We start from the raw sequence: 22,384 nt of genomic DNA on the forward strand, positions 1-22,384 counted from the left end.
GTCCTCGCGCGTGGTGGAGCGCCTGCCGCGAGGCGTGATTGCGCGGGTCGCGCCGGCCGGACCGGCCCATCACAGGGCCGGGGCGACCTCGGCCGCCCCGGCATGCGTCATCGCTGTGTCGGCCCTCTTTCCCGTCAGGCCACCGCCGGTTCGGGTCGCGCATCCGCCCGGCGCTCCGACCTGGCGAAGAAGACGTAATAGAAAACCGGCGCCGCGATCAGGGTGAGCACGCTGGCGAAGGCCAGCCCGCCCATGATCGTCACCGCCATCGACACGAAGAAGGCGTCCGACAGGAGCGGCAGCATCCCGAGGATCGTCGTCGCCGCCGCCAGCACCACCGGCCGCAGGCGCGACACGCAGGCGGTGACGATCGCCTCCTTCAGCGCCACGCCCTCGGCCCGGACGAGGTCGATCTCCTCGACCAGCACGATGCCGTTCTTGATCAGCATCCCCGACAGCGACAGCAGGCCCAGAAGCGCCGTGAAGGTGAAGGGCAGGCCGGTGCCGAGAAGCCCCAGCGCCACGCCGTTGACCGACATCGGCACCAGCAGCCAGATGATCACCGGCTGGCGGATCGCGTTGAACAGCAGCACCGAGATCAGCACCATCACCAGAAGCGACAGCGGCAGCTGCCGCCCGAGGCTCTCCTGCGCCTCGGCCGAGTTCTCGAACTCGCCGCCCCAGTCGAGCGCGTAGCCCGCCGGCAGCTCGACCGCCTCCACCGCGGCGCGGATCTCCGAGAACACCTCGGCGGCGGTGCGCTCGGGCGGGATGTCGGCGCCGACGGTCAGGGTCAGCACCCGGTCGCGGCGATGCACCAGCGTGTTCTGCACCTCGTGATCGAGGCCGTCGATCACCTGCTCGACCGACAGGAAGTGCCGCCCGGTCTCCGACCAGACCGGCTGGTCGCGCAGGCCGACATCGGCGTCGCGCGGCAGCCGCACGGTGATCGGGATCAGCCGCTCGCCCTCGCGGTAGACGCCCGCGGCGATGCCGTCGGTGGCGAAGCGCAGCGCGGTGGCGAGGTCGTCGCGGCTGACGCCGGCGCTCTGCGCGCGCTCGTCGGCATAGGCGGGCCGGATCACCAGCTCGGGCTCGCGCCAGTCGGTGCGCGCATCGAGCACGTTGGGCGAGGCCGCCTCCATGGCGGCGATCACCTCGGCGCCGACGGCGCGCAGCACCGCCGGGTCGGGGCCCGAGACCCGCGCCTCGATCGGGTCGCCGCCGCCGGGGCCGAAGACCAGCCGCTCGGTGCGGAACTCGCCCGCGGGCAGGGCGCTGCGGCCGAAGGCCTCGAGATCGGCGCGCAGCTCCGGGATCTCCTCGATCGAGCCGGTGCGGATGATCATGTGGCCGTAGCTCGGGTTCGGCTTCTGCGCCGAATAGGTCAGCATGAAGCGGCTCGCGCCCTGGCCGGCATAGGTGGTGACCGAGACGACCTCGTCACGCTCCGACAGCCACGCCTCGATGGTCGAGAGATCCTCCGAGGTCTCGTGGATCGTGCTGCCCTGCGGCAGCTTGTAATGCACGAAGAACAGCGGCGTGTTGGAGTTCGGGAAGAACTGCTGGCGGATCTGGCCGAAGCCCACGAAGCAGGCGGCGGTGATGCCGATCAGCGCGAGGATCACCAGCCAGCGCGCCTTGAGCGCGCCGCGCAGCAGGGTGGCGTAGCCGCGAAACAGCGCGCCGTCATAGGCGCCCGCGCCGCCGGCCGTGCCGCGCTTGAAGAAGTAGTGCCCGAGCAGCGGCGTCACCGTGATCGCCAGCACCCAGCTCAGCAGCAGCGAGATGCCGATCACCGCGAAGAGCGAGAACATGAACTCGCCCGTCGCGTCGGGGCTGAGACCGATGCCCGCGAAGGCCATGATGCCGATCACCGTCGCGCCCAGGAGCGGCACCTGTGTCTTGCCCGCGGTCTCGGTCGCCGCCTCGCGCGAGGATCGGCCGCCCAGCATCGCGACCTGCATGCCCTCGGCCACCACGATGGCGTTGTCGACCAGCATGCCCATCGCGATGATCAGCGCGCCGAGCGAGATCCGCTCCATCTCGATCGCGAAGATCGCCATGAAGAACAGCGTGCCGACCACGGTCAGCAGCAGGGTCGTGCCGACCACCATCGCCGCGCGCCAGCCCATGAACAGCGCCAGCACCAGCACCACGATGCCGACCGACATGGCGAGGTTGACGAGGAAGGCGTTCGAGGCCTCGTCGACCACCTCGTGCTGCTGGTAGACCGGGTGCAGCTCGACCCCGGCCGGCATCTCGACGAAGAGCTCGCCAAGCCGCGCATCGACCCGCTCGCCCACGGCGACGATGTTCTCGGTCGAGAGCCCCGCCACGCCGAAGGTGAAGGCCTCGGTGCCGTCGTGGCGGATCATCAGCGAAGGCTGCTCGACCCGGCCGCGCTGGACCTGCGCCACGTCGTAGAGGTTCAGCACCTCGCCGCCGACGCCGACCGAGAGGCCCGAGATCTCCGAGACGCTGTCAGAGCCCTCGGGCGCCTCGATGATGGTGCGCTGCCCGTCGCGGTCGACCGTGCCGGCCGGCACCACCGAATCCGCCGCGGAGATCGCGCCGACCAGCGCCTGCGGCGGCAGGTTGCGCGCCGTCGACAGCGCCAGCTCCGGCTCGACGAAGATCGCCTCCTGCGGCAGGCCGGCCAGCTCCACGTCGGCCACGCCCTCGACCGCCAGCAGCTCGCGCCGCAGCCAGGTGGCGAGGCGGTGCAGCTCGGCGTCGTCAAAGCCGGGCGCGGTGACGGCGTAGTAGAGGCCGAACACGTCGCCGAAGCCGTCATTGACCAAGGGCTGGCCCGCGCCCTGCGGCAGGTCGCGGCCGGCGTCGCGCAGCTTGGCGCGCAGCTTGGTCCAGATGTCGGGCAGGGCCTCGCCGTCATAGGTGGACTTGATCTCCACCTCGATCAGCGAGCGGCCGGGCTGGTTGACCGAGGTGATGGTGTCGACCTCGCCCATCTGCTGGATCGCCGATTCCAGCGGCTCCGAGATCTCGCGGGCCACCTGTTCGGCCGAGGCGCCGGGATAGCCGGTGGAGATCACCGCCTGCTTGATGGTGAAGGCCGGGTCCTCGAGCCGGCCCAGCGTGGCGAAGCCCCAGATGCCGCCCATCAGGCAGCCCAGGATCACCAGCCATGTCAGGATCGGCTTCTCGATCGACGCGCGCGCGATGCCCATGGTCCCGCCCCTTATTCCGGAAAGCCGGTGAAGCGGCGCACCGCCTGCCCGTCATCGAGAAGCGCGGCACCGGCGGAGACGATCTCCTCGCCGCCCGAGAGGCCCTCGGTCACGCGGAACCCGCCCGCATCGGTCGGCTCGATCGTGACCGGCCGCGCCGTCACACGCGCGCCGTCGTCGGTTTCCTCGAACACCATGACCGAGACCGTGCCGTCGACATCCGGCACGAGCGCCCCGGTCGGAAGCACTGCGCCGGTCGCGCCGTCGTCGAGCATGGCCACCACGGTGACCGAGGAGCCGGGCAGAACCTGCGGCGTCTCCTCGCCCACGAAGGCCAGCGTCAGCACGAAGGTCTGGCCGGTCGCGTCGGTGTCGGAGGTGAATTCGCGGATCTCCAGCGGGAAGGCGCCGGGGCGGCCGGGAAAGCGCGCCTCGACCTTCACGCCGGGGTTGAGGCCGGCGCGCTGGAACAGGATCTCGGGCACCTCGACCTCGATCCTGAGCTCGGACATGTCGTGCAGTCGCACCACCGGGGTGCCGGGCGAGACGGTCGAGAAGTTGGCGACCATGCGCTCGGCCACCAGCGCCTCGAACGGGGCGTCGAGCCGCGCCTTCGACAGCGCGCGCTGGGCGTCGCGCAGCGTGACGTCGGCCAGTTCGGCGGCGGTCCGGGCGTCCTGCAGCGCCGCCTCGCTGACGGTGGAGCGGCTGAGCTGGTCGAGCCGCTCGAGGTCGCGGTCGGCCTGGGCCTTGCGCAGCTCGGCCTGCTCGAGCGCGAGCTCGAACGGCTCGGGATCGAGCCGGGCGACGAGATCGCCCTCGGGCACGGTCTCGCCCTCGAGCACCGGGAACTCGACGATCTGCCCCGACACCTGGAATGCCAGGTCGACCGTCTGGCGCGCCACGACCTGGCCGAAGAACTGGCGGTCCGGCGTCCGGGGGCCGGCCTCGACCGTCATCAGCTTCACGGGGCGCGGCGTCTGCTGCGCGCTCGGCGACGTCGCCGCGAGGATCAGGGCCACGGAGAACAGGATGAGCCGGGTCACAGCGGCAGCACCTTCGGCAGGCCGGTGGCCTTGATGTGGTCGCGCGTCTTCAGGAGCAGGTTGCACAATATCTCCAATTCATCATCGGCGAGGCCGGTGGTCTCGTGCAGGATGCGATCGAGGTGGTCGAGCATCTCGCGCCGCAGCGTCCGGCCCTGATCGGTCAGTTCCAGAAGCCAGACCCGGCGGTCTTCGGGGTCGCGGCGGCGCCGGGCGAGGCCGCGCTCTTCGAAGCCGTCGGCCAGCGCGGTGATGGCCGAGGGCTGCGCCTGCATCAGATGCGCGAGCTGGCCCATGCGGCGCGGCGTGCCGAGCCTGAGCAGCAGCACCCGTTCCTGCCGGGTGAATTCGGGCTCCACGCATTCCATCCGCTCGTGCAGCGCCCAGTAGAGCAGCACCAGCCCCAGCAGCATCTCGCCGCGCGCGGTGTCGTCCGACGCCTCATCCATCACGCCCCACCCCCTTGTCGCGAGTGGGCGCTATATGCTTCGGAATGAGAAACATTCAAGATGGAAAGCACTATAGGTCATATGGCGCGGTGAACAGGCGGTCTGCGCGAGGGAACAGACCTTGCCGAAGTCCTCTCGGCCGGTTTTGGCCGACTCGCGCCGCCGGACCTGAGCGGATGCCCGGGCGCAGGCGGTCGGGCCGGGCCGCGGGTGGGCGGTCAGGGGCGGGCGATGGGTCTTCGTGCCCGGCTCGGCGCGCCGGGCGATCGGGACCGGCTAGACGTCGAATCTCGTGGGGCTGTCGAGGAACTGCCGCGGGGCCGCGGGCTGGTCGGTCGCGGCGGCGACGGCCGCCTTGGCGAGGAAGACGCCGGCCTTCGCGATGTCCTCCTCGACCACCATGATCTCGCGGCGGAACAGCTTGAGGAACGGGATGGCCTCCTTGGCGACGACGTCGAAATCCCGGCCGATCTGCCGGCCGCAGCCCTCGAAGGCCGCCACCGCGGCCATCGTCGCCGTGGGCGATCCGGTCAGCAGCCCGTCGATCGCCGCATCCGCCTGCAACAGCTGCGCGATGCGCCGCCGGATCGCCTCGCTGCCGTCGTCGCTGGTCACGCCGTCGGCGACAAGCAGTTCGACGCCCTGCGAGCGCACCGCCTCGGACGCGCCCTCGATCATCGCCCCGGCATAGGTCTGCGAGACCGGCGGCGCGATCAGCAGCACCCGCCGCCGGCCCTTGCCGGCGAGCGCCTCGACGCCGAGCCGCGCGAAGGCGGCGTTGTCGAAGTCGAAATAGGCATATTCCGCGGCCCGGTTCGAACGCCCATGCGTGGCAAAGGGGAAGCCGCGCTCCATCAGGTAGGCGACGCGCGGGTCGTCGGGTTCGACCTGGTTGAAGATGATCGCGTCGGCCGAGCGGGTCTCGACGATGTAGCGGATCGGCTTCATCGGGTCGTCGCCCGGGAAATAGGGCGTCATGTTGAGGTGGTAGGGCGTGCCGCGCAGCCCCTCGGCCACTGCCGAGATCAGCCGGGCGGTCATGTTCATCATCTCGTGCTCGGTCGACATCACGAGGCTGACGACATTGGTGCGGCCGGTGCGCAGGCGCACGCCGGCGCGGTTCGGGACATAGCCGATCTCGGCCGCGATGCGGCGCACGCGTTCCTTGGTCTCGGCGCCGATGTCGGGCGCGTCGCTGAGCGCGCGCGACACCGTCGCGACGGCGAGGCCGCTGAGCTCCGAGATGGTCTTCAGCGTCGGCTTCTTGCGCGCCGACGTCGCGGCCGCCTCGGTGATCCTCTCGGGTGCCATGCGCGCTTTCCTTGCCTTGCCGTTTCCGCGGGGCGCGGGACCGGTGCCGGGCCCGGCTCGGCCAACCTTAGCGCCGGGCGGGGTGTCCTGTCCCTTTGTTTAACCCGCCGAAGAAAATCTTGCCAGCACGATCTGAAACGTTATAGGTCCGCCTATAACGATTTAGATTCGGGAGGATGCGATCGTGAAACTGACACCGTCCCTGCTGGCCCTGACCGCCGCGCTCGGCGCCACCGCCGCGACCGCGGGTGAGCTCGAAGTCACCCATTGGTGGACCTCGGGCGGCGAGGCCGCCGCCGTGAAGACGCTCGCCGAGGCCTACGAGGCCAAGACCGGCAATGGCTGGGTCGACGGCGCCATCGCCGGTTCGGGCGGCACCGCGCGCCCGATCATCATCAGCCGCATCCTCGGCGGCGACCCGATGGGCGCCACCCAGATGACCCATGGCCGCCAGGCCGAGGAGCTGATCGAGGCGGGGATGATGCTCGACATCACCGACGTCGCCGAGGCCAATGGCTGGACCGACGTCATCAACCCGCCGGCGCTGCTCGAGGGCTGCACCGTCGACGGCCGGATCTACTGCGCGCCGCTCAACATCCACTCGGCGCAGTGGCTGTGGCTCAGCCACAAGGCCTTCGAGGATGCCGGCGTCGCCGTGCCGACGAACTGGTCCGAGTTCGTCGCCGCCGCCCCGGCGCTGAAGGAGGCCGGCAAGCAGCCGCTGGCGCTGGGCCAGCAGCCCTGGCAGTCGAACCTCGCCTTCGGGACGATCTCGCTCGCCGTGGCCGGCCTCGATGCCTGGAAGGCGGTCAACATCGACAAGAACGCCGAGGTCGCCGCCGGGCCGGACTACGCCGCCGCCTTCGAGGCCGTCGCCAATGCGCGCGAGATGGCCGCCGGCTCCAACGTGCAGGACTGGAACCAGGCCACCAACATGGTGATCACCGACGCCGCCGGCGGCCAGATCATGGGCGACTGGGCGCAGGGCGAGTTCGCCATGGCCGGCGAGGTCGCGGGCGAGGACTACTCCTGCCTGCCGGGCCTCGGGGTCAACGCCGTGCTCGATACCGGCGGCGACGCGATCTACTTCCCGGTCAACGACGACCCGGAAGTGACCGCGATGCAGAAGGAGCTGGCCGAGGTGCTGCTCTCGCCCGAGGTGCAGGTGGCCTTCAACCTCGCCAAGGGCTCGCTGCCGGTGCGCGGCGACATCGACATGTCGACCGCCAATGCCTGCATGCAGAAGGGTCTCGAGATCCTCGCCGGCGGCGCGGACGGCATCCTGCCCTCGGGCGACATGTCCCTGACCGCCGACACCACCGGCCAGGTCGAGGACCTGATGGCCGAGTTCTGGGCCGACAGCTCGATGAGCGCGGCCGACGCGCAGGCCCGCTTCGCCGAGATCATCGCCGACGCCGACTGATCCGCCCTGCGCGGGCCGCCGAGCCGCGGCCCGCGCCACCCCCCGATCGTCCTCGCGCGACGGGGCCGCGCGCCGCGGCCCATGGCCTCGCACGGCCCGTCGCCAGCAGCCGGGAGACCCCCTCACATGACGATAGTCGAAAGCGACGGCATCGACCTCGCCCGCGCCGAGCGAAAGCCGCGTCGCCCGTTCCGCAACATCTCGGCCAAGATCGCCTCGCTGCCGATGGTGCTCACCGCGCTGGTGGTCTTCGTCGGCTGCACGGTCTGGACGGTGATCTACTCCTTCACCGACTCCAAGCTGCTGCCGCGGCTGAGCTGGGAGGGCCTCGGCCAGTACGAGCGGCTCTGGGGCACGCGGCGCTGGCTCGTCTCGCTCGAGAACCTCGCGATCTACGGCATCTGCTCGATGGTGCTGATCCTCTTGATCGGCTTCACGCTGGCGGCGCTGCTCGACCGCAAGATCCGCTTCGAGGGCGCGTTCCGCACCGTCTTTCTCTACCCCTTCGCGCTGAGCTTCATCGTCACCGGCCTCGCCTGGCAGTGGATCCTCAACCCCGATTTCGGCATCCAGGCCAGCATTCGCGCCATGGGCTGGGAGAGCTTCGTCTTCGACCCGCTCAACAGCCCCGACCTCGTGATCTTCGGCATCCTGATCGCCGGCATCTGGCAGGGCTCGGGCCTGATCATGGTGATCATGCTCGCCGGTCTGCGCGGCATCGACGAGGACATCTGGAAGGCCGCCCGCGTCGACGGCATCGGCACGGTGAAGACCTACGTGAAGGTGATCATCCCGATGATGCGCCCGGTCTTCGTCACCGCGCTGGTGCTGATCGCGGCGGGCATCATCAAGGTCTACGATCTCGTCGTGGCGCAGACCGCCGGCGGCCCCGGCATCTCGAGCCAGATGCCCGCGCTCTACGTCATGGACGCGATGTTCAAGAACCAGAACCTCGCGCAGGGCTTCGCCGCCTCGACCATGATGCTGGTCTCGGTGCTGATCGTGCTCATCCCCTGGGCCTATCTCGAATTCGCAGGAAAGAAACGTGGCTGATACCGCTCTCCCCACCCATGGGCCGCGCGGCCCGAAGCCCAAGCGCGCGCTGTCGCGCACCAACATCATCGTCTACGGCACGCTGATCGTCGTCTCGCTCTACTACCTGCTGCCCTTGTGGGTGATGGTGATGACCTCGCTCAAGGGCATGCCCGAGATCCGGCTCGGCAACATCTTCGCGCCGCCGGTCGAGATCACCTTCGAGCCCTGGGCCAGGGCCTGGTCGGGCGCCTGCACCGGCATCAACTGCGACGGCCTCTCGCGCGGCTTCGGCAACTCGGTGCAGATCCTGCTGCCGTCGCTCGCGCTCTCGGTCGCGATCGCCTCGGTCAACGGCTACGCGCTGGCGAACTGGAAGTTCAAAGGCTCGGAGGTGTTCTTCACCATCCTGATCCTCGGCGCCTTCATCCCCTACCAGGTGATGCTCTACCCGATGGTGATCATCCTGCGCGAGCTGGGGCTCTACGGCAATCTCTGGGGGCTGGTGCTGGTGCACACGGTGTTCGGCATGCCGATCCTGACGCTCCTGTTCCGCAACTACTTCGCCGGTATGCCCGAGGAGCTGTTCAAGGCCGCGCGCGTCGACGGCGCCGGCTTCTGGGGCATCTACTTCCGGATCATGCTGCCGATGTCGCTGCCGATCTTCGTGGTGGCGATGATCCTGCAGGTCACCGGCATCTGGAACGACTTCCTGTTCGGCGTGATCTTCACCAAGCCCGAGATCTACCCGATGACGGTGCAGCTCAACAACATCGTCAACTCGGTGCAGGGCGTGAAGGAATACAACGTCAACATGGCCGCGACCCTGCTCACCGGCCTCGTTCCCCTCGTCATCTACTTCGTCTCCGGCAAACTCTTCGTCCGCGGCATCGCCGCCGGCGCGGTGAAAGGATGAACGCCATGAACATGCACGCCCCTTCGGTCCGGATCCGCGACCTCGACCTCCAGTTCGGCGACGTGAAGGTCCTGAAGAGCCTAAGCCTCGACATCCGGCAGGGCGAGTTCCTCGTGCTGCTCGGCTCCTCGGGCTGCGGCAAGTCCACGCTGCTCAACTGCATCGCGGGTCTTCTCGAGGTCACCGACGGCCAGATCTTCATCCAGGACCAGAACGTCACCTGGAAGGAGCCGTCCGAGCGCGGCATCGGCATGGTGTTCCAGAGCTACGCGCTCTACCCGCAGATGACGGTGGAGGGGAACCTTTCCTTCGGCCTGAAGAACGCCCGGGTGCCCAAGGCTGAGATCGCCGCCCGTGTCGCCCGCGCCGCCGAGATCCTGCAGATCGAGCCGCTTCTGAAGCGCAAGCCCGGCGCGCTCTCGGGCGGCCAGCGCCAGCGCGTCGCGATCGGCCGGGCGCTGGTGCGCGACGTCGACGTCTTCCTGTTCGACGAGCCGCTGTCGAACCTCGACGCCAAGCTGCGCGCCGACCTGCGCGTCGAGCTGAAGCGGCTGCACCAGCAGCTGAAGAACACCATGATCTACGTCACCCACGACCAGGTCGAGGCGATGACGCTCGCCGACCGCATCGCGATCATGCGCGGCGGGGTGATCATGCAGCTCGGCACGCCGGACGAGATCTACAACCGCCCGCAGAACAGGTACGTCGCCGACTTCATCGGCAGCCCCTCGATGAACTTCATCGACGGCCGGTTCGACGGCGAGACCTTCGTGGCGGGCGACCTCGCGATCCCGATGCAGGGCTACCGCTTCTCCTCCGAGAGCGCCCGCGCAGGCCAAGCCACCATCGGCATCCGGCCCGAGCACGTCGTCACCGGCGAGCTGGTCGAACGCGCGCCGGTGCAGACCACGGTCACCGTCAACCTCGTCGAGCCGACCGGCCCCGACACGCTGGTCTATGCCGATCTCGCCGGCGGGCCGCTCAGGATCCGCATGGACGGCCACGCGCAGGTGCGGGCGGGCGACGTGCTGCCGATCGGCTTCGAGCCGTCGCGCGCCTCGCTGTTCGACGCCGAGACCGAGGAACGGATCTGATCTGCGGGCGGCCCCCCGCGCGGGCCGCCTTCTCCGAACGCCGCGCCTCCCGCGGGAGGACGCCCACGACCCATCCAAGGACAGCCGATGACCTTCAGCTTCACCCGTGCCGATTTTCCCGGCGACTTCCTGTTCGGCGCCGCCACCGCCGCCTACCAGATCGAGGGGCACCGCTTCGGCGGCGCCGGCTCCTCGCACTGGGACACCTACGCCGCGACGCCGGGCAACGTCACCGGCGCCGATGACGGCGCCGTGGCCTGCGACCATTACCACCGCTTCGAGGAGGATCTCGACCTCGTGCAGGCGGGCGGCTTCGACGTCTACCGCTTCTCGGTCTCCTGGGCGCGGATCATGCCCGACGGGCGCAACGTGAACCCCGAGGGTCTGGCCTTCTACGACCGGCTGGTCGACGCGATCGTGGCGCGCGGGCTCAAGCCCTACCTGACGCTCTACCACTGGGACTTGCCCTCGGCGCTGGCCGATATCGGCGGCTGGACCAACCCCGAGACCGTCGACCTCTTCGCCGCCTACACCCGCGCGGTGATCGAACGGATCGGCGACCGGGTCGAGGCGGTGGCGACGATCAACGAGCCGTGGTGCGTGGCGTGGCTTTCGCATTTCATCGGCGCCCAGGCGCCCGGCCTGCGCGACATCCGCGCCGCCGCCCGCGCCATGCACCACGTCATGCTGGCGCATGGGCGCTCGCTTTCGGTGATGCGCGAGATGGGCCAGAAGAACCTCGGCATCGTGCTGAACCTCGCCGACAACCAGCCCGCCACCGACGCGCCCGAGGACGCGGCGGCCACGCGCACCGCCGACGGCATCGCCAATCGCTGGTTCCTCGATGCGCTGTTCAAGGGCCGCTACCCGCAGGACATCCTCGACGCGCTCGGGCCGCACATGCCGGCGGGCTTTGAGGCCGAGATGGAGGAGATCGCGGCCCCGATCGACTGGCTCGGGATCAACTACTACACCCGCTCGCTCGTCGCCGCCGCGCCCGACGCGCCCTGGCCGCACGCCACGGCGGTCGAAGGTCCGCTGCCCAAGACCGCGATGGGCTGGGAGATCTATCCGCAGGGCCTCGGCACGTTGCTGGCGCGCGTGGCGCGCGACTACACCGGCGAGCTGCCGCTCTACGTGACCGAGAACGGCATGGCCGGCGACGACCACCTCGTGGACGGCGTCTGCGACGACCCGGTGCGGCTGCAGTATTTCGAGGACCACCTTCAGGTGGTGCGCGGCCTGATCGGGGAAGGGGTGCCGATGAAGGGCTACTTCGCCTGGTCGCTGCTCGACAATTACGAGTGGTCCTTCGGCTACGAAAAGCGCTTCGGCCTCGTCCATGTCGACTACGAGACCCAGAAGCGCACGCCGAAGGCGTCCTTCGAGGCGTTCCGCGCGGCCCTGTCGCGCGACGAACGGCGCATCGCCGCCACCGGCTGAGGCGGGGCTGCGTCCCGTCGCGCGGATCGGGGGTCAGCTGTTCGCCGCGGGCCGTGCGTCCTTCGGGACGAAGTCGATCTCCATCGCCGCCGGCCAGGCCGTGGCGAGGGCCTCGCCGGATTCGAGGAATTCCTTGAGCTCGGAATAGCGGCCCTCGTTCACCATGGCGGCGGGCGTGCGGCCGTCGAGCCCGGCGAGCCGCCTGCCGTGATACCAGGACCAGCTGTCGGAGGCCGATCGGGTCCAGGGCCGGATGACGCTCAGGATGCAGTAGAGCTCCTTCAGGCGTCTCTGGTTCGGCGCGGCGCGCCTGAGGTCGAGGACATCCACGCCAAGCGCCCGTGCGAGGATCTCGGCGTTCACGCCGCCGTCGGGGTCGATGCAGTGGTCGAGCAGGAGACCGTTGGGCATGGCAGTGCTCCATCCGGGCTGATCGGGCGGGGGCGGGTCAGGGTCTCAAACGGGCACGGCTGGGCAACGGGTACAAACTGGGTCGTCGGGAAGGGCGCATCCTCACCAGCGCGAGGGAGGAGCGATGTCGTCGGATGCGCCCTCAGACCAGGCCAGTGTCGCAACGGGTTTACGCTTGGTCATGCGCCGCAAGTGTGTCGCGGGCCATCAAGGTCAAGCGAAACGGGGCATTTTGCTGCCCGTGGTTGGCGGTGACGGCATGGGGCTCTCGCCGAGGATGAAATGGGCCGCCGTATGCGACCATTTTGGACATTTGAAACCGACAACGAAGCGCCGATCCCGGCCGGGGTGCCGGGCCGTTTCGCGACATCGGTACCGGCCCATGCGCATCCGTCGGTCGGCCGTTCCCGCGCCCCGATCGGCACGGCGATGCGCCCCCCCGGGTGAGCCGGCGGCCCGGGCCCGTTTGCGGGGCGCGCGCCGCGAGGCCCGTCTCAGCGCAGCTTGGCCTGCTCGAGCGACCAGTACTCCATGTCGAACAGGTCGCGCTCGGCGATCGGCGTGAAGCGGCCATAGGCCTCTGCGGCCAGCACGATCCGCGCGGTCTGTTCCCAGAGATCGCCGGCGATGCGGGCCGCCTTCCCGTCGCGGCCGAGCCCGAAGAGGCCTTGGCCCTCGACCAGCACCGCCCGCGGCAGCGGGTCGAGCATGATCTTCTCTTCTTCGGCATGCGGGGCGTGACGCTCGAAATAGGCGCGGTAGCGCGCGCCGTAGGCGTCGAGCGCGGCGGCGATCCCGGCCTCGGAGATGTCGGGCGCCACGATCATCGGGAAGGGCTTCAGCCGGATCACGTGGTCGGGCGTCGCGGTGCCGCGATGCACGATCTCCGACAGGTCGTCGCGCGAGACCAGCGCCCGGATCGACGGCGTGCTGCGCCAGTCCAGCGCCGGGTCGTCGCCCAGCGCGCCGCCCGACAGGGCGCGGGCCAGCATCCCGGCCAGCGCCGGGTCGGCGGGGGCGTCGTCGGCCTCAGGGCCGGGCAGGGCGATGCCGCGATCGGCCAGATGCGCCTCGGCGCGCCCGGTGTAGTCGATCATCCGCTCGTAGCTCTCGCGCGCGGTGGCGCCGAAGGTGAACAGGCCGTGCTGCTCGAGCCAGAGGCCCTTGCAGCCGGGGTTGTCGCGCATCACCCGGTCGCAGGCCTGGCTCAGCGCGAAGCCGGGCATCACGTAGGGCACGAAGGCGACCTCGCCGCCGAAGAGATCGGCCACCGTCGGCTCCATCCCGGGCTGGTCGGCGAGGGCGAGCACGGCGGTGGCGTGGCCGTGATCGACGAAGGCGTGCGGTGCATAGGCGTGCAGAAGCGCCTCGACCGACGGGGTGGGGGCCTTGGGCTCCAGAAGCGCGCCGCGCAGCATCGCCACCATCCGGTCGTCCGACATCCGCGCCACCCCGCGCGCGGCGAGCAGCGTCTCAAGCCGGACGGCGGGCAGGCCCGGCGCCTCGATCGCGCCGAGATCCCAGCCCGATCCCTTGATGTGGATCACCGCGTCGGCGCCGCTGCCGATCTTGACCGAGGTGTTGCCGCCGCCATGCAGCACGAGGTCGGGGTCCCCGCCGATCAGCCGCGAGCTGTAGACCCGCAGGCCGAGCGCGGCGGATTGGCCCTGCGCCTCGGCCTCGCGGGCGAAGCGGGCGGCGTCGTCGTCGTTCCAGCGCGATTGCATGTCGTCTCCTCGCATGAAGCGGGGGCCGGTCCGACCGGCCCCCGAAGGATCGCGGACCCCGCGATCAGAAGTCGTAGTTGTCGATGTTCTCGGCGGTGAACACGGTGCGCTCGGGCAGCAGCACGATGCCGTTGCCGTCGGCCTCGTGCGCGTAGCCCTGCACCGAGTTGGCCGAGACCTCGACCTTGCCGATGCCCGGCACCTCGACGCTGTCGCCGACATTGAGCGGGCCGTCCTGCAGCACCTTCGCGGCCACGGCGACCGAGATCGCGCCCTGCTGGGTCACGTCCCACAGGCCGAAGCGCTCGACCGTGCCGCGCTTCACGTAGGGGCGCATCACGTTCGGGGTCGAGAAGCCGACGATGGTGACGTCGCCCGCGCGGTCGAGGTTCTCGGCTGCCTGCGCCGCCGCCGGCAGCGCGTTGGCGTCCGGCGCGATGATCGCGTCGAGATCGGGGTAGGCCGACAGGATGCTCTCGGCGGTCTGCAGCGACTTCTGCGCGTCGTTGTAGCCGTATTGCGTCGTCACGATCTCCCAGCCGGGATGCTCGGCCGCGATCTTCTGCTTGGCGGCCTCGACCCAGGCGTTCTGGTCGGTTACGGTCGGGCTCGAGTAGAAGAAGGCCACCTTGGCCTCCTCGCCCTCGATGCCGTCATCCGCCATGTCCACCAGCAGGCCGCCGAGCTGCTCGGGCGTGCCCTGGTTGACGTAGTAGCTGCGGCAGTCGGGGTTGACGTCGCTGTCCCAGGTCATGACCAGCACGTCGCGCGCCATCGCCTGCTTCAGCGCCGGGCACAGCCCGTCGGGCGAGACCGAGGACACGATCAGCGCGTCGTAGCCCTGATTGACGAAGTTGTTGAGGAACTGCACCTGGCCCGAGACGCTGGGCTCGGTCGGGCCGTCATAGGTGACGTTGACGCCGAGCTCCTTGCCCATCTCGACCGCGCCGGCGCCGCCCGAGGTGAAGAAGCCCACCCCCACCAGCTTCGGAATGAAGGCGATGTCCTGCGCGCTGGCGCCGCCCGCCCCGGCGATCAGCGCCGCGCCCAGCGCGCCGCCCAGTAGTGTCTTCACTGTCATGTCCCGTCTCCTCCCTGTTGTCCGGCCGTGTCATCGGGACGATGACGCGGCCGGGATGAGATCGCGCAGCAGCGCCGCGCCGTGGCGCAGCGCCACGACCACGACGAGCAGCGCGCCCGAGAGCGCGCCCGAGATCTGGCTCGGGACGCCGCTCATCTGAAGTCCTTGCTGCAGGTAGCCGATGATGAAGACCGCGATCACCGTGCCCAGCACCGATCCCTGGCCGCCATAGATCGAGGCGCCGCCCAGCACGGCCGCGGTGATCGCCGGCAGCAGCGTGGCGGTGCCGAGATCGACCCGGGCCGAGCCGAAATAGGCCGACAGCATCAGCCCGGCCAGCGCGGCGCAGAGCCCGGTCAACACGTAGGTGGTGGCCTGCACGCGCCCGACCGGCAGGCCGGAATGGCGCGCCGCCGCCTCGTTCTGGCCGGTCTGGAACACCAGCCGCCCGAAGCGGGTGAGATGCAGCAGCAGCCACAGCGCGACGGCGATGGCGAGAAACAGCGCCAGACCGGTCGGCAGGCCGAGGATGCGGGCATAGCCCATCGCGGTGAAGCCCGCCGGAAAGCCGCCGATGCCCTCGTAGCCGCTGGCGCCGACGGCGCCCGACAGCACGGTCGCCGCGCCCGAGAACAGGTAGAGCGCGCCGAGCGTGATCACCAAGGGCTGCAGCCGCGTCACCCGGATCATCGCGGCGTTGAAGCCGCCCGCCAGCGCGCCCGCGCCCAGCGCCGCGAGGATCGACACCGCCAGCGGCGCGCCCATGAAGTTGGCGATGCCGAACAGGATCGCGGTAAGGCCGACGGTCGAGGCGAAGCTCACGTCGATGCCGCCGGCTATGATCACCAGCGTGAGCGGCACCGCGACCATGCCGATATGCACGAAGTCGGAGGTGCCGAAGAGCAGGCTCGCGCTGTTGAGGAAGCGGGGGTTGATCGCCCCGAAGATCAGCAGCTCGGCGACGAGGATCGCGACCAGAACGGCCTCCCAGCGCATCACGTGGCGGATCATGCGGCGTCCTCCAGCGGGGTCCGGTCGGGGAGTTGGGTGGCGCGGCGGTAGCGCGCGGCGCGGTCGCGGCGTTCGAGCGCGATGCGCAGCCGCCCGTCGATCAGCAGGACCAGAAGCAGCATGGCGCCGCCGATCAGGTCGTTCCAGTAGGCGGGGATCTTCAGGAAGACCAGCGCGGTGTCGATCGCGGTGAAGAAGATCACCGCCACCACCACGCCGCCGGCCGTGCCGACGCCGCCCAAGAGGCTGACGCCGCCCAGCACCAGCGCGGCGATGGCGCGCAGCTCGATCCCGGTGCCGGCCTGGTTCGGCACGAAGCCGATCTGCGCGGCGAAGGTGACGCCCGCCAGCGCCGCCATGAAGCCGGCGAAGGTGAAGGAGCCGAAGACGATGCGCCGCACCGGCAGGCCGAGATGGCGCGCCGCCTCGCGGTTGTCGCCCACCGCGTTCGGCCACAGGCCCCGGCGCGTGCGCAGCGCCAGCGCGAGGGCCAGCGCCAGCGCGCCGACCACCCAGCCCAGCGGCGCGATGCCGATCGCGCCCTTGGCGCCGAGCGCCTTGAGCCCGTCGGGCAGCCCCTCGATCCATTCGCCGCCCGTGGCGATCAGCATGATGCCGCGATAGAGCCCGAGCGTGCCGAGCGTCGCCACGATCGCAGGCACGCCGAGGCCCGCGACGAGCGCGCCGTTCAGCGCGCCGGCGGCGGTGCCCGCGGCCAGCGCCAGCGCCACCGCGCCCCAGAGCGGGGTGCCGGCATTGACGGTGAGGCCGAGCACCACCGCCGAGAGGCCGAGGATCGAGCCGCCGGAGACGTCGATGTTGCGGGTCAGGATCACCGGCAGGATGCCGAGCGCGACCAGCATCAGCACCAGCCCGTTCGACCAGATGATCGCGGCGGTGTTGCCGGTCAGGAAGCCGGGCGCGGCGAGGCCCACCGCCAGGAGCACCAGCACGGTGACGCAGACCAGCGTCGCCACGCGGTTTCGTGCGATCGCGTCAAGCATGGGCGGGCTCCCGGGATTCGAAGGCGAGGCGGGCGATCTCGCCGATGGGGCTGCCGCCGGGCAGCTCGCCGGCGATCCGGCCGCCCGCCATCACCGCGATCCGGTCGGCGAGGCGCACCACCTCGTCGAAATCCGACGAGATCAGCAGCACCGCGACGCCCTGGGCGGCCAGCTCCTCGATGATCGCGTAGATGTCGCCGCGCGCGCCGACATCGACCCCGCGCGTCGGCTCGTCGAGGATCAGCACGCGCGGCGCGGCGGCCAGGCATTTCGACAGAAGAACCTTCTGCTGGTTGCCGCCCGACAGCGCCGCGGCGCTCTGCTCGGGCGACTGGCAGCGGATCTTCATGCTGTCGCGGTAGCGCGCGAAGCGTGCCTTCTCGCGCCCGGGGCGCAGCAGCGCCGGCAGCTTGTGGGTGACGAAGCTGGAGGTGTTCCAGAACAGCGGCGCCTCGAGGAACAGCCCGTATTGCTGCCGATCCTCCGAGAGGTAGACCAGCCCGGCATCGACCGCCCGGCGCGGGCTGGGGCGGGGCAGGGCGCGGCCGTTCACCTCGAGCCGCCCGCCGGCCAGCGGCCGCAACCCGACCAGGGTCTCGGCCAGCTCCGTGCGCCCCGCACCGACCACGCCGGTCAGGGCGAGGATCTCGCCCGCGCGCAGCCCGAGCGAGATGTCTTCGAAGCCCTCGCCCGAGACGCCCTCGAGCGTCAGCGCCTGCGCGCCGATCTCGCGCGGGGCGGCGCGGTCGCGCAGCGCGCTGGCGCCGGGGCTCATCGCGGCGATGATCCGGGTGTCGGGGCAGTCGGCCAGCGGCGCGGCGAGAACGGTGTTGCCGTCGCGCAGAACGGTGATCCGGTCGCAGATCGCGCGCAGCTCGTGCAGCTTGTGCGAGATGAAGACGAGGCCGGCCCCGGCGTCGCGCAGCGCGCGCATCCGGGTAAACAGCGCCTCGACCTCGTGCGGGGTGAGCGCGGAGGTCGGCTCGTCGAGCACGAGGACGCGGGCGTTGCGGATCATGCCGCGCAGGATCTCGACCAGCTGGCGGTCGGCGATCTCGAGCGTCGCGGCCTTGGCGTCGGGCGAGATCGAGACGCCCAGCTCGGCGATGTGCCGCTCGATCCGGTCGCGGTAGTGATGCGCGGCGCGCGGCAGGCCGATGCAGACGTTCTGCAGGACCGACTGGTGCGGGAAGATATGCGCCTCCTGCGGCACCAGATAGAGGCCGAGCGCCTGGACCTGGGCCGGCGTGGGGTGCGACAGCGATGTGCCGTTGATGCGGATCTCTCCGGCGCTGGCGGGCACCAGCCCGGCCAGGATCTTCATCAGGGTGGACTTGCCGGCGCCGTTGCCGCCGAGCAGGGCGTGGATCTCGCCGGCGCGGATCTCGAAATCGACGTCGCGCAGCACCTGGACCGGCCCGTAGGCCTTGGTCACGCCGCGCAGCTCGGCCAGCATCTCGCCCATCTTGCTCCCCATCATGTTCAAATGAACCTGACAAAATCATATGATCAGCATGACGCGCGATCTGTCAAACATTTTCGCCCTGATGCGCGCACTTGCTTCGACTCGAAGTATTTGACCTGATCATATGATCGCGTGTAGAGCATTCTGAGATGCCTTACGCGGGGCGTGACGGAGATGGGCTGCGATGGACGGGACGAACGACGCACTGGGCGATCTGGACGAGGCGCTGCTCGCGCGCTGCGCCTGGCTCTATTACAATGACGGGCTGACCCAGAACGAGATCGGCGCGCAGCTCAATATCTCGCGCATCAAGGTCTCGCGGCTGCTCGAGCAGGGGCGGATCTCCGGCCTGATCCAGGTGCGGATCAATTCGCGGCACCAAGGCTGTCTCGAACTGGAAGAGACGCTGCGGGCGCGGTTCGGGTTGGGCGACTGCCGGGTCATCCCGGATGCGCCGGCCGATGATCTGAACGAGCGCATCGGCCAGGCGGCGGCGCAGTACTTGATGCAGCACCTCGCGCCCGACAGCCTGCTGGCGGTGGGCTGGGGCGCGACGGTGACCCATTCGATCCGGATGCTCGGCCATGTCGCGCGGCAGCGGGGCGTGGGTCTCGTCTCCCTCACCGGCGGCGTGCGGACCTATGTCGACGGCATGGGCATGGCGAACTGGGACCGCAACATCCACGTCATTCCCGCGCCGCTGGTGGTGGCCGACCCCGACCTCGCCACCGCCCTGATGCGCGAGCCTTCGGTGGCGCGGTTGATGGACATGGCGCTGAACGCGGATTTCAAGCTGGTCGGCATCGGCGAGCTGAGCGAAGGCGCCACCGTCGTGGCGCAGGGCTACCTCTCGCGCGACGAGGTCGAGCCGCTGCGCCGCCGCGGCGCGGTGGGCGACGTGCTGTGCCGGCTCTACGACGAGGCGGGCCAGACGCTCGACCTGCCGCTGCACCGGCGCGTGGTGGGCGTGGACCTCGCGCAGCTCGGCGGCACCGAGAAGGTCATCGGCGCGGCCGGCGGCCGGGCCAAGTCGAAGGCGATCGGTGCTGCGCTACGCGGCCGGCTGCTCGACATCCTGATCACCGACGAGACCACGGCCCGCCTCGTGCTCGAACAGCCCGGGGAGGGTGCATGAGACATTATCTTGCGATCGACGCGGGGACCGGCTCGGGCCGGGCGGTGCTGTTCGACGAGACCGGCCGCGAGGTCGCGGCCGAGGCGCGCGAATGGTGGCATGCCGGCGATCCCCGCTACCCGGGCTCGATGGATTTCGACACAGCCGGCAACTGGGCGATGCTGGCCGAATGCTGCCGCGCCGTGATCGCGCGCTCGGGCGTCGACCCGGCGCGGATCGCCGGGGTCAGCGCGACCTCGATGCGCGAGGCCTTCGTGCTGCATGACGCATCGGGGCGCGAGATCTGGGCCTGCGCCAATGTCGATGCCCGCGCCGAGGCCGAGGTGCTGTGGCTCAAGGAGAACCATGCCGATCTCGAGCGGCGGCTCTACCGGGCCACCGGCCAGACCTTCGCGCTGGGCGCGCTGCCGCGCCTGCTCTGGCTGCAGCGCCATGCGCCCGAGACGCTGCAGGCGGCGCGGCACCTGACCATGCTGTCGGACTGGATCCTCTACCGGTTGTCGGGCGAGCTCGTCTGCGAGGCGTCCAATGCCGGCACCACCGGCCTCGTCGACCTGCGCGACCGCCGCCCGGTGCCGGGCGCGCTGGAGGAGGTTGGCCTGCCAGAGGGGCTGTTCCCACGCGCCGCCGCCACCGGCGAGACGGTCGGCACGATCAGCGCCGCGGCCGCGCGCGAGACCGGCCTCGCCCCCGGCACCCCCGTGATCGCCGGCGGCGGCGACTGCCAGATCGGCAGCTTCGCGCTCGGCGCGACCCGCGCGGGCGACTGCGCGATCATGGGCGGCACCTTCTGGCAGACCGTGGTCAATGTCGGGGCGGAGGTGTCGGACCCCTCGATGCGGCTCAGGATCAACCCGCATGTCGTGCCGGGGCTGAACCAGTGCGAGGCGATCAGCTTCTTCACCGGCGCGGTGATGCGCTGGTTCCGCGACGCCTTCGGGCAGGGGCGCGACTATGCCGCGATCGAGGCCGAGAGCCGTCAGGTGCCGCCGGGCGCGCATGGCATCCTGCCGATCTTCTCCGACGTGATGCGCTACGATGCGTGGTTTCACGCCGCGCCCTCGCTGCTCAACCTGCCGCTCGACCCCGAGCGGGGCGGTCCGGCGGCGATCTTCAGGGCGCTACAGGAAAACGCGGCCGTGGTCGCGGCGCGCAACCTCGATGCCGTGACCGGCCTTCTCGGCCGGCGCCCCGAGCGGATCGTCTTTGCCGGCGGCGCATCGAAATCCGCGCATTGGAGCCAGATCCTCGCCGACGTGACGGGCCTGCCGGTGGTCACCCCGCAGGTGAAGGAGGCCACGGCGCTGGGATGCGCCGCGGCGGCCGCGACCGGTGCGGGGCAGTTCGACACGCTCGAGGCCGCCGGCCGCGCCTGGTTCCGTCCGGATGCCGAGTACCGGCCCGATCCGGGGCTGAAGCCGCTCTACGACGCGTTGGGCGAGCGCTGGGCCAAGGCCTACGCGGTCCAGCGCACGCTCGCCGCCGAAGGGGTCACGACGCCGATGTGGCGCGCCCCCGGCATCCAGTAACACCAGCCCGGAAGGACAAGACATGCTGATCCAACTCGTGAACATCAGGGTGGCGCAAGGCGAGCGGGAGACGTTCCTCGAGGCGTTCCGCATCAATTGCGAAGGCACGCGTAAGGAGCCCGGCAACATCCGGTTCGACCTGCTCTGCGACCCCGAGGACGACCACAATTTCTCGGTCTACGAGATCTTCGAAAGCGCCGCGGCGCTCGATCGTCACCGCGAGACCGAACATTACCGGCGCTGCGTGGCGATGATCGAACCGATCACGCTCGGCGGCCGGAGCAAGACCTATTTCGAGCCGGTGCTGATCCAGGACCAGGCGCTCGCCTAGGGCGTCACTTGGCGCCGGGCGAATGGAACTGCCCGGCGGCCCGAAAGGGGCCGGGCCAGGGAGCCGAATGGCCCCGGATTGCGGATATTCCGCCCTCGTATGACCTGTGCCGCCAAGTGGCCCGAACCGGGCCTCTCGTGGAGCGGCCCCTTCGGAAATGACGGAAGGCCCCGGCACCGCTCCGAGCGTCTCGACGTGGCCCAGCAGCGCGTGGTTCATGAAAAAATTCCTGTCGCATCACGCGATCCGCATTCCGAATTAATTAGATGTATTAATATTTATATTTAGCCCGTATTAATTATTTTTATCCCGCTCTCGTAGATGGCTTCTGATTTGCGCGCTCGCCCGCCGGTGTTTTCGCGGCTCGCCGCAAAGGAATGGTCTAAGTTACATTGATCTATTGATAATTGTATGCAGCTCGGGTGCACTCTCCGGTGTCAGGCGTTTACTGGTATCGGAGTTTTTCGTAATGACCACGGTTTCCATCTCCCCCGCCGCCAATACCGAATCCTCGTTGAATTACCTGATCTTCGTGGTCAGCCTGTCGGAGGCGGCCGCGGATGCCGTCTCTTTCAATTACCGGACGCTTGCCGGCACGGCGGAGGACGAGGATCTCTACCACGGGCTGAACTCCTCTGCGACGTCGGGCCGGCTCAGCTTCGCGCCGGGCGAGACGACCAAAGAGATCGCCATCCGCATCTCCGGCGACAGCCTCGACGAGCGCGACGAGAGCGTGGTGATGCAGCTGTCGGAACTGACGCCGAATGCCAGCTTCGCCGGCGGCG

General features: G+C 69.8%; 19 protein-coding genes. 9 read left to right on the forward strand and 10 right to left on the reverse strand.

Annotated elements, in window-relative coordinates; translation table 11 throughout:
• Positions 1-134: 134 nt before the first annotated feature.
• The 4 genes from BLT43_RS14895 to BLT43_RS14910 all read right to left on the reverse strand — a co-directional run bounded on the left by BLT43_RS14895 (position 135) and on the right by BLT43_RS14910 (position 5,997).
• A complete protein-coding gene (locus tag BLT43_RS14895; protein WP_090114099.1) occupies positions 135-3,191 on the reverse strand; it encodes an efflux RND transporter permease subunit in 3,057 nt (1,018 codons plus the stop codon).
• Positions 3,192-3,202: 11 nt separating this feature from the next.
• Complete coding sequence (locus BLT43_RS14900) at positions 3,203-4,237, reverse strand: efflux RND transporter periplasmic adaptor subunit (RefSeq protein WP_242652307.1); 1,035 nt, start codon at positions 4,235-4,237, stop codon at positions 3,203-3,205.
• Complete coding sequence (locus BLT43_RS14905; RefSeq protein ID WP_090114101.1) at positions 4,234-4,686, reverse strand: MarR family transcriptional regulator; 453 nt, start codon at positions 4,684-4,686, stop codon at positions 4,234-4,236. The genes BLT43_RS14900 and BLT43_RS14905 overlap by 4 nt, the downstream gene beginning before the upstream one ends.
• A 276-nt stretch (positions 4,687-4,962) precedes the next feature.
• The gene (locus tag BLT43_RS14910) at positions 4,963-5,997 is read right to left on the reverse strand and encodes a LacI family transcriptional regulator (RefSeq protein WP_090114103.1); all 1,035 of its coding nucleotides are present in this window, start codon (positions 5,995-5,997) and stop codon (positions 4,963-4,965) included.
• A 184-nt stretch (positions 5,998-6,181) separates the two neighbouring features.
• On the opposite strand from BLT43_RS14910, the gene BLT43_RS14915 reads away from it, so the two are divergent.
• The 5 genes from BLT43_RS14915 (at position 6,182) to BLT43_RS14935 (ending at position 11,905) form a co-directional block, all read left to right on the forward strand.
• Complete coding sequence (locus BLT43_RS14915; protein WP_090114105.1) at positions 6,182-7,420, forward strand: ABC transporter substrate-binding protein; 1,239 nt, start codon at positions 6,182-6,184, stop codon at positions 7,418-7,420.
• A gap of 126 nt (positions 7,421-7,546) precedes the next feature.
• On the forward strand, positions 7,547-8,473 hold the full coding sequence (locus BLT43_RS14920) for a carbohydrate ABC transporter permease (RefSeq protein WP_090114107.1): 927 nt from the start codon (positions 7,547-7,549) through the stop codon (positions 8,471-8,473).
• Positions 8,466-9,368, forward strand: coding sequence for a carbohydrate ABC transporter permease (locus BLT43_RS14925; protein ID WP_090114109.1), 903 nt, complete (start codon positions 8,466-8,468; stop codon positions 9,366-9,368). Before BLT43_RS14920 ends, BLT43_RS14925 begins: the two co-directional genes overlap by 8 nt.
• Before the next feature lie 5 nt (positions 9,369-9,373).
• Positions 9,374-10,462, forward strand: a complete 1,089-nt coding sequence (locus BLT43_RS14930; RefSeq protein WP_090114110.1) for an ABC transporter ATP-binding protein — start codon at positions 9,374-9,376, stop codon at positions 10,460-10,462.
• 87 nt (positions 10,463-10,549) lie between these two features.
• The gene (locus BLT43_RS14935) at positions 10,550-11,905 is read left to right on the forward strand and encodes a GH1 family beta-glucosidase (RefSeq protein WP_090114111.1); all 1,356 of its coding nucleotides are present in this window, start codon (positions 10,550-10,552) and stop codon (positions 11,903-11,905) included.
• A gap of 33 nt (positions 11,906-11,938) precedes the next feature.
• Here the strand turns inward: BLT43_RS14935 and BLT43_RS14940 are convergent, their stop codons facing one another.
• From BLT43_RS14940 to lsrA, 6 genes are all read right to left on the reverse strand, one after another.
• Positions 11,939-12,316, reverse strand: a complete 378-nt coding sequence (locus tag BLT43_RS14940; protein WP_090114113.1) for a hypothetical protein — start codon at positions 12,314-12,316, stop codon at positions 11,939-11,941.
• Between the two features lie 494 nt (positions 12,317-12,810).
• Complete coding sequence (locus BLT43_RS14945; protein ID WP_090114115.1) at positions 12,811-14,043, reverse strand: class II aldolase/adducin family protein; 1,233 nt, start codon at positions 14,041-14,043, stop codon at positions 12,811-12,813.
• Between the two features lie 64 nt (positions 14,044-14,107).
• On the reverse strand, positions 14,108-15,124 hold the full coding sequence (gene lsrB / locus BLT43_RS14950) for an autoinducer 2 ABC transporter substrate-binding protein LsrB (protein WP_090114117.1): 1,017 nt from the start codon (positions 15,122-15,124) through the stop codon (positions 14,108-14,110).
• A gap of 30 nt (positions 15,125-15,154) precedes the next feature.
• Positions 15,155-16,135, reverse strand: coding sequence for an ABC transporter permease subunit (locus BLT43_RS14955; RefSeq protein ID WP_090114118.1), 981 nt, complete (start codon positions 16,133-16,135; stop codon positions 15,155-15,157).
• Positions 16,132-17,139, reverse strand: coding sequence for an ABC transporter permease subunit (locus BLT43_RS14960; protein ID WP_090114119.1), 1,008 nt, complete (start codon positions 17,137-17,139; stop codon positions 16,132-16,134). The genes BLT43_RS14955 and BLT43_RS14960 overlap by 4 nt, the downstream gene beginning before the upstream one ends.
• Complete coding sequence (lsrA, locus tag BLT43_RS14965) at positions 17,132-18,619, reverse strand: autoinducer 2 ABC transporter ATP-binding protein LsrA (protein WP_242652308.1); 1,488 nt, start codon at positions 18,617-18,619, stop codon at positions 17,132-17,134. The genes BLT43_RS14960 and lsrA overlap by 8 nt, the downstream gene beginning before the upstream one ends.
• 169 nt (positions 18,620-18,788) lie before the next feature.
• Between lsrA and BLT43_RS14970 the strand changes: the two genes are divergently transcribed.
• The 4 genes from BLT43_RS14970 to BLT43_RS14985 form a co-directional block, all read left to right on the forward strand.
• Positions 18,789-19,739 carry a sugar-binding transcriptional regulator gene (locus BLT43_RS14970; RefSeq protein ID WP_090114121.1) on the forward strand — a complete coding sequence of 317 codons (951 nt, stop codon included), beginning with the start codon at positions 18,789-18,791 and terminating at the stop codon, positions 19,737-19,739.
• Positions 19,736-21,268: an autoinducer-2 kinase gene (gene lsrK, locus BLT43_RS14975; RefSeq protein WP_090114122.1), complete on the forward strand. Its 1,533-nt coding sequence runs from the start codon at positions 19,736-19,738 to the stop codon at positions 21,266-21,268. Before BLT43_RS14970 ends, lsrK begins: the two co-directional genes overlap by 4 nt.
• A gap of 22 nt (positions 21,269-21,290) precedes the next feature.
• Positions 21,291-21,599 carry an antibiotic biosynthesis monooxygenase gene (locus tag BLT43_RS14980; RefSeq protein WP_090114123.1) on the forward strand — a complete coding sequence of 103 codons (309 nt, stop codon included), beginning with the start codon at positions 21,291-21,293 and terminating at the stop codon, positions 21,597-21,599.
• 469 nt (positions 21,600-22,068) lie between these two features.
• Positions 22,069-22,384: Calx-beta domain-containing protein (locus tag BLT43_RS14985; protein WP_131802665.1), on the forward strand; the 316-nt coding region annotated here is incomplete at its 3' end.

The organism is Limimaricola pyoseonensis, assembly GCF_900102015.1.
Lineage (GTDB): Bacteria > Pseudomonadota > Alphaproteobacteria > Rhodobacterales > Rhodobacteraceae > Limimaricola > Limimaricola pyoseonensis.

Coding starts and splice junctions, on each gene's coding strand:
- BLT43_RS14895 (WP_090114099.1), bottom strand. CDS start 3,191: ATGGGCATCGCGCGCGCGTCGATCGAGAAGCCGATCCTGACATGGCTG.
- BLT43_RS14905 (WP_090114101.1), bottom strand. CDS start 4,686: ATGGATGAGGCGTCGGACGACACCGCGCGCGGCGAGATGCTGCTGGGG.
- BLT43_RS14910 (WP_090114103.1), bottom strand. CDS start 5,997: ATGGCACCCGAGAGGATCACCGAGGCGGCCGCGACGTCGGCGCGCAAG.
- BLT43_RS14920 (WP_090114107.1), top strand. CDS start 7,547: ATGACGATAGTCGAAAGCGACGGCATCGACCTCGCCCGCGCCGAGCGA.
- BLT43_RS14930 (WP_090114110.1), top strand. CDS start 9,374: ATGAACATGCACGCCCCTTCGGTCCGGATCCGCGACCTCGACCTCCAG.
- BLT43_RS14935 (WP_090114111.1), top strand. CDS start 10,550: ATGACCTTCAGCTTCACCCGTGCCGATTTTCCCGGCGACTTCCTGTTC.
- BLT43_RS14940 (WP_090114113.1), bottom strand. CDS start 12,316: ATGCCCAACGGTCTCCTGCTCGACCACTGCATCGACCCCGACGGCGGC.
- BLT43_RS14945 (WP_090114115.1), bottom strand. CDS start 14,043: ATGCAATCGCGCTGGAACGACGACGACGCCGCCCGCTTCGCCCGCGAG.
- lsrB (WP_090114117.1), bottom strand. CDS start 15,124: ATGACAGTGAAGACACTACTGGGCGGCGCGCTGGGCGCGGCGCTGATC.
- BLT43_RS14955 (WP_090114118.1), bottom strand. CDS start 16,135: ATGATCCGCCACGTGATGCGCTGGGAGGCCGTTCTGGTCGCGATCCTC.
- BLT43_RS14960 (WP_090114119.1), bottom strand. CDS start 17,139: ATGCTTGACGCGATCGCACGAAACCGCGTGGCGACGCTGGTCTGCGTC.
- lsrA (WP_242652308.1), bottom strand. CDS start 18,619: ATGATGGGGAGCAAGATGGGCGAGATGCTGGCCGAGCTGCGCGGCGTG.
- BLT43_RS14970 (WP_090114121.1), top strand. CDS start 18,789: ATGGACGGGACGAACGACGCACTGGGCGATCTGGACGAGGCGCTGCTC.
- lsrK (WP_090114122.1), top strand. CDS start 19,736: ATGAGACATTATCTTGCGATCGACGCGGGGACCGGCTCGGGCCGGGCG.
- BLT43_RS14980 (WP_090114123.1), top strand. CDS start 21,291: ATGCTGATCCAACTCGTGAACATCAGGGTGGCGCAAGGCGAGCGGGAG.